This is a genomic window from Arcobacter sp. LA11, from assembly GCF_001895145.1.
Classification (GTDB): domain Bacteria; phylum Campylobacterota; class Campylobacteria; order Campylobacterales; family Arcobacteraceae; genus Halarcobacter.
In genome coordinates this window covers 378,901-389,242 of the sequence record NZ_BDIR01000001.1, presented here as the reverse complement: position 1 = coordinate 389,242, position 10,342 = coordinate 378,901, and the positions used below count along the sequence as shown (strand labels likewise).

The 10,342-nt window shown below is 29.2% G+C and carries 11 protein-coding genes and 1 pseudogene; all 12 read right to left on the bottom strand.

Features of this window, described 5'->3' with window-relative positions; genetic code table 11:
* Positions 1-27 precede the first annotated feature (27 nt).
* The 12 genes and pseudogenes from BT997_RS15655 to urtB all read right to left on the bottom strand — a co-directional run bounded on the left by BT997_RS15655 (position 28) and on the right by urtB (position 10,304).
* Positions 28-660 carry a tyrosine-type recombinase/integrase gene (locus tag BT997_RS15655; RefSeq protein ID WP_375537747.1) on the bottom strand — a complete coding sequence of 211 codons (633 nt, stop codon included), beginning with the start codon at positions 658-660 and terminating at the stop codon, positions 28-30.
* Positions 661-675: 15 nt separating this feature from the next.
* Positions 676-924: pseudogene (locus BT997_RS15650) on the bottom strand (site-specific integrase); the annotation flags it as partial.
* 131 nt (positions 925-1,055) lie between these two features.
* The gene (gene ureG / locus BT997_RS02000) at positions 1,056-1,643 is read right to left on the bottom strand and encodes an urease accessory protein UreG (protein ID WP_072679702.1); all 588 of its coding nucleotides are present in this window, start codon (positions 1,641-1,643) and stop codon (positions 1,056-1,058) included.
* A 15-nt stretch (positions 1,644-1,658) separates the two neighbouring features.
* The gene (locus BT997_RS01995; protein ID WP_072679701.1) at positions 1,659-2,336 is read right to left on the bottom strand and encodes an urease accessory protein UreF; all 678 of its coding nucleotides are present in this window, start codon (positions 2,334-2,336) and stop codon (positions 1,659-1,661) included.
* Positions 2,337-2,344: 8 nt separating this feature from the next.
* Positions 2,345-2,779 carry an urease accessory protein UreE gene (locus BT997_RS01990; RefSeq protein ID WP_072679700.1) on the bottom strand — a complete coding sequence of 145 codons (435 nt, stop codon included), beginning with the start codon at positions 2,777-2,779 and terminating at the stop codon, positions 2,345-2,347.
* Positions 2,780-2,788: 9 nt separating this feature from the next.
* Positions 2,789-4,492, bottom strand: coding sequence for an urease subunit alpha (ureC, locus tag BT997_RS01985; protein WP_072679699.1), 1,704 nt, complete (start codon positions 4,490-4,492; stop codon positions 2,789-2,791).
* Positions 4,489-5,172 (bottom strand): urease subunit beta, encoded by a 684-nt coding sequence (locus BT997_RS01980; protein WP_072679698.1) that lies wholly within the window; start codon positions 5,170-5,172, stop codon positions 4,489-4,491. The genes ureC and BT997_RS01980 overlap by 4 nt, the downstream gene beginning before the upstream one ends.
* Positions 5,173-5,195: 23 nt before the next feature.
* Complete coding sequence (locus BT997_RS01975; protein ID WP_072679697.1) at positions 5,196-5,945, bottom strand: urease accessory protein UreD; 750 nt, start codon at positions 5,943-5,945, stop codon at positions 5,196-5,198.
* Positions 5,946-6,641 (bottom strand): urea ABC transporter ATP-binding subunit UrtE, encoded by a 696-nt coding sequence (gene urtE / locus BT997_RS01970; RefSeq protein WP_072679696.1) that lies wholly within the window; start codon positions 6,639-6,641, stop codon positions 5,946-5,948.
* Between the two features lie 122 nt (positions 6,642-6,763).
* The gene (urtD, locus tag BT997_RS01965) at positions 6,764-7,552 is read right to left on the bottom strand and encodes an urea ABC transporter ATP-binding protein UrtD (RefSeq protein WP_072679695.1); all 789 of its coding nucleotides are present in this window, start codon (positions 7,550-7,552) and stop codon (positions 6,764-6,766) included.
* The gene (gene urtC, locus BT997_RS01960) at positions 7,539-8,696 is read right to left on the bottom strand and encodes an urea ABC transporter permease subunit UrtC (protein WP_072679694.1); all 1,158 of its coding nucleotides are present in this window, start codon (positions 8,694-8,696) and stop codon (positions 7,539-7,541) included. Before urtC ends, urtD begins: the two co-directional genes overlap by 14 nt.
* Positions 8,697-8,699: 3 nt before the next feature.
* A complete protein-coding gene (urtB, locus tag BT997_RS01955) occupies positions 8,700-10,304 on the bottom strand; it encodes an urea ABC transporter permease subunit UrtB (protein ID WP_072679693.1) in 1,605 nt (534 codons plus the stop codon).
* Positions 10,305-10,342 lie beyond the last annotated feature (38 nt).

The window sequence follows — 10,342 nt, the reverse complement described above, 5'->3', positions numbered from 1 at the left end:
AATTCATAATTACCTATTATCATGTATTTAATCTAAAAAATTCAACTCCATTCTAGGATGCTTTGTTCTTAATATTTTTTTCTTATGAACTTCATTTACTTGCGTATATATCTGTGTTGTAGAGATTGATGCATGACCTAAAAAGTTTTGAATATATCTTATATCTACTCCTTTTTCTAAAAGAAGTGTTGCAAAAGAGTGTCTAAACATATGAGGTGTTAGTTCTTGAATTATTCCTGATTTTTTTTGATATTTTTTTATCATATTAGTTATTGACTGTTCTGAAAATCTATTTCCTAATCTATTTATAAAAAACCAATCATTTTTTTCTATTTCATTTTTAAATAAAGATACATATTCTCTTAAAATTTCTTTTATTTCACTATTACAAATATGGATGATTCTTTCTTTACTACCTTTCCCAAAAACTTTTATATATCCTGTTTTTATATTGATATTATTTGATTTGATAGAACTTACTTCTGATACTCTAAGTCCAGTTGAAAAAAGAATTTCTAGAATAGCAATATCTCGTACTAATATTTTATATGAAAAGGAATTTATATCTTTATTTAGGTTTCTTCTTTTATAAATATATTTAAATAGTTTGCTGATATTTCTTGATTCTATTGTTTTTGGAAGTTCTTTAGATTCTTTTATAGAAATTTTTAGTTTATGGAAAGGTGTTAATTTGATTATATCTTCAAATTCTAAAAAATTGAAAAATACTTTTAGTGTTGCAATTTTTCTTTTTATTGACCTTGGTTTTAAATTTATAGAATAGAGATATTGTATATACTCTTTGAGTAAATATTTATCTATTAAATTAATCTTTACAGATTTTATATCTTCGTACTCTAAAAATTGATTTAAATCTGTCTTATATGCATCAAGCGTTTTTTTATTTAGATTTTTTTCAAATTTACAGTGAAAAAAAAATCCTCATATAGTTTTTCTAAGTTCATAAATAGCCTTTTGTAAAAAATTGGACTATTCTACATAAAAGATTAAATAAAAAAGATTAAATAAAAAACATTAAATTTTTATATCTACTCCTATAACAATGCCAAAATCCACTCTTTCAATTTTTCAAAACTTTTTTCATCTTGATTACTTAGAAATAGACTTGGTTTATTTTTTCTACTAATATGTACATCTTTTTTATAAGCTTCTAAATCAACATTTACATAAGGACATAGATCAATTTTATTTGATATTAGAAGATCAGAAAACAGAAGTCCAGCACCTTTTTTTCTAGGAATATCTGCACCTTGTGCTACATCAATTACATATAAATAGTAATCAACTAACTCATAAGAAAATGTTGCAGATAAATTATCTCCACCACTTTCTACAAATATAATATCAGGGTTGAATTTTTCTTCAAGCTCTTCTACTGCTTTTTGATTCATTGAAATATCATCTCTAATAGCTGTATGAGGACAACCACCTGTTTCAACACCTATGATTTGTTCACTATTAAGTTCAAGTTTACTTTTTAGATAATTAGCATCTTCTGTTGTATATATATCATTTGTAACTATTCCAAGTGTATATTTATCTTTTAACATATTTGTTAGTTTTTCTATTATAGAAGTCTTTCCACTTCCTACTGGTCCTGCTATTCCTATTTTTATACTCATTTCTTTTCCTATATTCTATGTTACAAACATTTTTGGTTCTAAATTTAAATGCGAGAAAATTACCTCTTCAAACAGAGGATTAAAATTACTCATCTTTTTGGAACTATTTTTTATAGATTCTTCTATTATCTCATCAAATTCAAATAAAATCTGCTGTATTTCGGAAGGTTTTATTCTTGATATTTTTAGACTTGCACTTGCAATATTTATCAAAGACTTTTTACACCATAAAAGTAAAAAAGTATCTATATCTAAATCTAACTCATATGCATATGAACTTAGAATAAAAAGTTCATTTCCTACGCTATTTTTAGATTTCACCTCATCAAAATAGTTTTGTATAATCTTTTTTTTAATATCAAACCCAATATGTTTTAAATAATTTTCACCTAAGTCTTTAGAGGCTTTTGCATATTCAAAGCTCAGCATTGAAGCATATTTCATATCTTCTTTTAAGATAAATTTTAATTTTTTTTCCTCTAAAAGTTTAAATACTTTTTTAACAACTACAAATTCAAGGTTTTGATATTGGTCTACAATTATATTTTCAAGAAATTGTTTTAAACTATCTTTATCATTTACAACATCTAAAACAATATGTGGTTCTAATCCAAAAGAGTGAACAAAGGCACCAGAAGGAAATACTCCATCAAGTATCTGTATAAATCTACTAAGTGCTTTTGTATTATTCATTTTTCTTCTTAATGAGAGTGATGAGCATTTCCATTTGGTTTGAAAAGGCCTTTACTCTTTTTAACTTCAACATTATTTATTGATTCACAGGACTTTATAATATCTGCTGTTGATATATCCTCTAGTATTGTGATTTTATAATCTTCTATACATACAGGTTGGTGTCGATTTCCTATCTCATATGCAATTCTTGCAAATGTAACATGGTCACTAAAAGTTAAAGTATAAATACTATCTTCTGATTTTAAAACTTTTATTTTATATCCATCTTCACACTCTAAAATATCATTTTCATGAAGATGAGTATATTTCGCTTTTACAATAAATTCTACACCCTCTTTTGTAATAGCTGACAAGTTTGGTTTTTGCATATCAAACCAATCAAGTTCAACACTATCTTCACACTCTAAATCTTTTTTTATTTCAACTACTTTTTTAATCACTCTTTCATCCTAAAATAAGAAATATTTTTTAGCCATAGGAAGTTCCGTCATATAATGTGATTCGATAATCTCGCCATTTACTTTTACATCATATGTTTCAGGGTCAACTTCAATATCCCCAATAAAATCATTTAACCTCATATCTCTTTTTGTAATATTTCTTGTATTTTTAACTGCCAATATCTCTTTATTTATATCAAGTTTATTTTCAACTCCACAATCAATTGAAGTTTGTGATACAAAAATAGCACTAGTTTTTGCAGCTGCTTTTCCTAAACTTCCAAACATTGGTCTATACATGTTTGGTTCTGGTGTTGGAATAGATGCATTTGAATCACCCATCATAGATAAGGCTATAAAACCACCTTTTATGATAATCTCAGGTTTCACTCCAAAGAATGCTGGAGTCCATAAAACTAAGTCAGCCATTTTCCCAACTTCTACGCTTCCAACATGTTCATCAATACCACAAGCAATAGCAGGGTTTATAGTATATTTTGCAATATATCTTTTAATTCTTTCATTATCATCTTTTTCATTGTCAAGGTCTAATGCACCACGCTGTTTTTTCATAGAGTCTGCAACTTGCCAAGTTCTTATTACTACTTCACCAACTCTACCCATAGCTTGTGAATCTGAACTTGTCATTGATATAGCACCTATATCATGAAGTACATCTTCTGCTGCAATAGTTTTACCTCTAATTCTTGACTCAGCAAAACTTACATCTTCTGGAATCTTTGGACTTAAATGATGACAAACCATAAGCATATCAAGGTGTTCTTCAATAGTGTTTTTTGTATATGGAAGTGTTGGATTTGTACTTGATGGTAAAATATTTTCTAATCCTGCAACTTTCATAATATCAGGGGCATGTCCACCACCTGCTCCTTCACTATGGAAAGTATGAATAGTTCTCCCACCAAAAGCATTTACTGTATTATCTACAAAACCTGATTCATTTAAAGTATCTGTATGAATAGCAACTTGTACATCTAAATCATCTGCAACTTTTAGACAAGTATCTACAGCATTTGGTGTTGTACCCCAATCTTCATGAAGTTTAAGACCCATAGCTCCAGCTTCAACTTGTACTTTTAAAGCTTCATAATTTGAACTATTTCCTTTTCCCATAAATCCAAAATTTAAAGGTAAATCATCAACAGATTGCATCATCTTATGAATATGAAATTCACCTGGAGTACAAGTTGTTGCATTTGTACCAGTATTTGGTCCAGTTCCTCCACCAATCATAGTAGTTACTCCACTTGCTAAGGCTTCATCTATTTGTCCAGGACTTATAAAATGAATATGTGCATCAATACCACCAGCAGTGATTATCTTCCCTTCTGCTGAAAGTATTTCAGTATTTGCCCCTATCTCTAAGCCTTCAGTTATACCATCACAATTATATGGATTTCCACTTTTACCTATAGCAGATATTTTTCCATTTTTAATTCCAATATCAGCTTTGTAAATACCTGTATAATCAATAATTATTGCATTTGTAATAATCAAATCAGCAACATCAACAGCAAGTGGAGATTGACTCATACCATCTCTAATAGTTTTTCCACCACCAAATTTACTCTCTTCACCATATGTTGTAAAATCTTTTTCAATCTTAGCAATTAAAGAAGTATCCGCTAATCTAAATCTATCATTTGTAGTTGGTCCATACATTGAAGCATATTTTTGTTTTGATATTCTCATGACCTACTCCCTAAAAAAATTTCTAGATTCTGCATGGCTTTTTCTTTTGTTTCTTCTTCATCTAAATATCCATTTACTAAACCATTAAATCCAGCAATATATCTTTTACCTTTAAAATCTACAAGTTCAATCTCTTTTTTACTACCTGGCTCAAATCTTACAGAAGTTCCAGATGCTATATTTAATCTTTTTCCATAAGCTTTTTTTCTATCAAACTCTAAAAAAGCATTTGTTTCAAAAAAGTGATAGTGAGAACCTACTTGTATTGGTCTATCTCCTATATTTTCAATTTCTACAGTGATACTTTCATTTCCTACGTTTAATTCTACCTCACCTTCATCAATAAAGTATTCTCCTGGAATATTATCATCAGAACTTAGAGCAATTGGATTATGAACAGTTACAAGTTTTGTTCCATCATCAAAAGTAGCCTCTGTTTGAACCATATGCATCATAGATGCAACACCAGGCATAACATCATCAGCTTTTAAAACTTTTGTGGCACTAACCATAAGTTCACTAACACTTCTACCATCTCTAGCACCCTCAAGTATAAATGAACTAATAACAGAAACAGCTTCTGGGAAGTTAAGTTTTAAACCTCTCTCTTTCCGCTCTAAGGCAAGTTTTGAAGCAGTATAAATCATCAATTTTTCTTGCTCACGATTTGTTAAAAACATTGATAGTAACCTCTCTTTTTAAATTATTGTTTTCCTAGATTGAACTCTTTTTTTTCTAGTTCTTTTCTATAAAGACTCCAAAGTTCTTTTTGCTTTTTTTTGATTGTTATCATATTCTCTGAACTAATAGAACCTATTATCATCTCTTTATTTTTAGTATAACAAAATGAGTCAAATCCGGCTTTATGCAGGGTGTTTAAAAAATGACCATTTTGTTTAGTTTTTATATAGATTTTCAAATAAATATAGTTTTTATTCTTATGTCTTTTAATATAGTTTTTAAGCTCAGAACCCTCAACTTCAAAGTTTTCAAAATATTCCAACTCTTTTTTTATATAAAATTTATTTCTTACAAGCATAGAATCAAAATCAAAATGCTCATAAGATCTTCCTTGTGTCAAAATATCACTATAAAAAAAAGTTGAGTTTTCATCTGCTTTTACTCTTAGTATTTGTAAAAGTTTTGAATCCTTATATAAAATAAGTTCATCATTTAAAAACTCGAAGTTTGAATTTAAAAGATTTATATTTATATAGTTTATTCCAAACTCTTTTTTTGAAGGATAGACTTTTGTTGCAGATTCAGTCGTTACAATACAAGATGAATCTACTAATTCAATATTAGTTTTTAGCCTATCTTTAGGAAAAATTCCCTCACCTATACTTAAAAGTTTTATATAGTTTTCACTGTCGTTAAAATAGTAGTAACGACTAGGAAGATTTAGCCTATTTAATGAAAAGATATTGTTTTTAAAATCAAAAGATATACTCATTTATACTGATAAATACTGTTCTACTATTTCATCATTTAGTTCTTCAATTTCTCCATTTGCTACAACTCTTCCTCTTTCAATTAAGAAAAAGTCATCTCCATGTTTTCTTGCAAATGGTAACTTTTGTTCAACTAGTATTACAGTAATTTTCTCCTCTTTAGTAAGATAGTCTATTACCTTTCCAATTTGTTGTACGATGTTTGGCTGAATCCCTTCAGATGGCTCATCAAGTATCAATATCTTTGGTTCTAAACACAAAGCTCTAGCAATAGCCAACTGCTGTTGCTGACCACCTGAGAGGTCACCACCTTTTCTTTTTAACATCTCTTTTAAAACTGGAAACAATTCATATATCTTATCAGGTACATGCTTTAGACCATTTCTATTTCCGAGTAATCCTATCTCAAGATTTTCTCTTACTGTAAGTTGTGAAAATATCTCTCTTCCTTGTGGAACATACCCAATACCAAGAGAGGCTCTTTTCTCACTTCCTAGTTTAGAAATATCATTTTCTTCAAATATAATTTCACCATCTTTAATAGGAACTAATCCCATAATTGCCTTTGTTAATGTTGTTTTACCAACACCATTTCTTCCCATAAGACAAGTACATCTTGCAGTCTTAATCTCTAAACTCAAATCCCAAAGAGTATGACTTTGACCATAAAATTGGTTTATATTCTTTACCTCTATCATTAGTTTCCTTTTAAATTGTCCCAACTTAAAAGGGACATATATATCTTTTACACTTTTTAGCACAATTTATAAAAAATTGTTAAAAGTGAACAAAACCCTAAAGGGGCAAACGAGTTTGCCTTTTATTCACCTAAGTACACTTTTCTTACTTTTTCATTCTCTTGAACATCTTTCATAGAACCTTCTGCTAAAACTGAACCTTCATGTAAAACGGTTACCTTTTTTGCAATACTTCTAATAAATTCCATATCATGTTCAACTACTACAACAGAATGATTTTTTGAGAGGTCTGTCAAAATTTGACCTGTTTTTTCAACTTCACCTGGCGTCATTCCAGCAACTGGCTCATCTACTAATAGTAGTTTAGGGTCTTGCATTAAAAGCATTCCAATTTCTAACCACTGTTTTTGACCATGAGATAAAATTCCAGCTTCTGTTTTATAAAAATCTTTTAATCCAATTAGATTCATAGTTTGTTCAATTTTATCTTTTTGCTCAACACTCATTTTTGCAAATAGTGTTTTAAAAAATCTTTTATCATCTTTCATTGCTAGTTCTAAGTTTTCAAATACACTATGACCTTCAAATACAGTAGGTTTTTGAAATTTTCTTCCAATTCCAACTTCAGCAATACTTGGTTCATCCATTTGAAGTAAATCAACAGCTTGACCAAATACAACATGTCCATGGTCTGGTCTAGTTTTACCTGTAATTACATCCATCATAGTTGATTTTCCTGCACCATTTGCACCAATGATACATCTTAATTCTTCATATTCAATATGTAAAGACAAAGAATTTAAAGCTTTAAACCCATCAAAACTAACTGTTACATCATCAAGATAAAGGATTCTATCACCACGTTTTAGTTCACCAATATTCTCTTCATTTTCATGTTTAAGCAGTAACATTTTGAACCTCTTCTTTCTCTTTTCTTTTCATACTTACGCTAATTTTTGAAATTAACCCTACAACACCTTTTGGTAAAAATAGTGTTACAAATACAAATAATCCTCCAAGTGCATACAACCAAACCTCTGGTAATGCAGATGTAAAATATGTACTTGCATAATTTACAATAAATGCTCCTACAATAGCTCCATATAAAGTACCTCTTCCTCCTATTGCAACCCAAATAACAAGCTCAATTGAAAATAATGGAGAAAATACTCCAGGATTAATAATCCCAACTTGTGGTACATATAAAGCTCCTGCAACTCCAGCCATTGCAGCTGATACTACAAAAATAAACAGTTTATATTGTTCTACTCTATATCCAATAAATCTTGTACGACTTTCACCATCACGTATTGCAATACAAACACGTCCAAGTCTAGAATTCATAATAAACCTTGCAACTAAATATCCAATCAATAAAGTTAAAAAGGAGGTAATAAGTAAAGCAATTCTTGTACTATCAGCAGATAAATCAAAGCCTAATAAATCTTTAAAATCTGTAAGTCCATTATTCCCACCAAATCCCATGTCATTTCTAAAAAATGCTAACATAAGTGCATAAGTCATAGCTTGAGTTATAATTGAAAGATAAACACCAGTTACTCTTGATCTAAATGCTAAGTAACCAAAAACAAAAGCAAGAACAGCAGGTATAAACATAATCATAACTAATGCAAAGATAGGATTATCAAAACCATACCAAAACCACGGTAACTCTTTTAAATTCATAAATACCATAAAGTCTGGAAGTTCAGCATTTCCATAAACTCCTCTATCACCAATTTGACGCATAAGATACATACCCATTGCATATCCACCAAGAGCAAAAAATGCTCCATGACCAAGGCTTAATATTCCAATATATCCCCATACTAAATCAAGTGCAAGGGCAAGTAATGCAAAGGCTAAGTACTTTCCTAAAAGTGTTACTGTATATGTAGAAATATAAAAGGCCGAATCAGGACTAATAAAAAGGTTTGCAAATGAAACATATGCAACAACAAAAGCTAAAATAGATAAAACTATTTTACCTCCTTTGTCTTTTTCTAAAATCTGTAATAAAATTGGTTTTCTTTTTGTATTTTCTATTTTTTTCATCTTTTAATCCTGTGCATCTCGACCTTTTTGAGGGAATAATCCTCTAGGTCTTTTTTGTATAAATAAAATGATAAATACAAGTATGATTACTTTTGCAAGAACTGCTCCTGCAACTGGTTCGATAAACTTATTAATCTCACCAAGTGTAATTGCTCCAATAAGTGTTCCCCATAAATTACCTACTCCACCAAATACTACAACCATAAAACTATCTACAATATAAGCTTGTCCAAGATTTGGACCTACATTTGTAAGTTGAGATAAGGCAACACCAGCAATCCCAGCAATCCCAGAACCCAAGCCAAATGTCATTGCATCTATCCATGAAGTTTTTATTCCCATTGCTTGTGCCATTTGTCTATTTTGTGTTACAGCACGTACTTTAAGTCCTAATGATGTTTTATTTAAAAGTAATAAGATGCCAACAAATACAATAAGTGCAAAAATAATAATATATAGTCTATTATATGTTAAAGACAGTGCACTATTAATCTCTAGTGCCCCACTCATCCAAGAAGGCGTTTTAACTTCTTGATTTAAAGGAGAATAGATGGTTCTAACTATTTGTTGTAAGATTAAACTAATCCCAAATGTTGCAAGTAAAGTTTCAAGCGGTCTTCCATATAAATGTCTTATCACTAGTCTTTCAATAATAATTCCAACCATACCACTTACTATAAATGCAGCAGGAATTGCTAAAATAATTGAATACTCAATAAGTCCTGGCATAATTTGTTGTAAGGTGTAAGTAGTATATGCTCCAATCATCATCATTTCACCATGAGCCATATTAATTACTTTCATAACACCAAAAGTAATTGCTAGACCAATTGCTGCAAGTAATAAAACAGAACCCATACTAAGACCAAAGAATGCTTTTTCTGCAACTGCATAATAAGACCTTGTAGTCTCTACTGAAGATATTGACTTTAAAGCTACTTTTTTTAGTTCTTCTGAACTACTATTATCCACTGAGATTTCTTTTAGTGTAGAAAGAGATTTTGAAGAGATAAAATCACTTAACTCTCTTACTGCTTTTATCTGTTCTTTACCTGTTAAATTTTGTGCATCTAAAATAGTCTTTGCTTCTAATAATTTATTTTTTACAGAAGAATCTTTCTCTATTTTTAAAGCTTTATTTATAATTGGTTCAAATTCAGTTGATACATTTAGTAAGATATTTTTTGCCGAACTTAATCTTTTTTCTACATTTTCAGAGAATAAGTTCATTTGGGCAATTTTTGTCTTAATAATACTTCTTAATTTATTGTTTGTTTTTACTTTTTTAAACTTTGATTTCTTCATAGGTTCAAGTGTTTCATTATCTAAAAAAGTTTTAGTATGATAGATACTTCCATCTTTTTTTTCTAATACAACAAAAATTCCTGTATCTTTTGTATAAAAAAGTTCACCTTTTATCATCTTAGATAAAAGTATATTTGTTCGTTCATCGGTAATATATTTTTCTGTAATTTCATTAACAACAACTTGTTTAGTTTTTAAACTATTAGTTTTTAATTTGTTAATATCTTCTTCAAAACTATCTGCAAAAAGTGATGAGATGAATAATAAATTAAGAAAGATTATTTTTAAAAAGTTCGATTTCATTTAATAATCCTGAGTTAAATTTAGATAAAGAGAAGAAG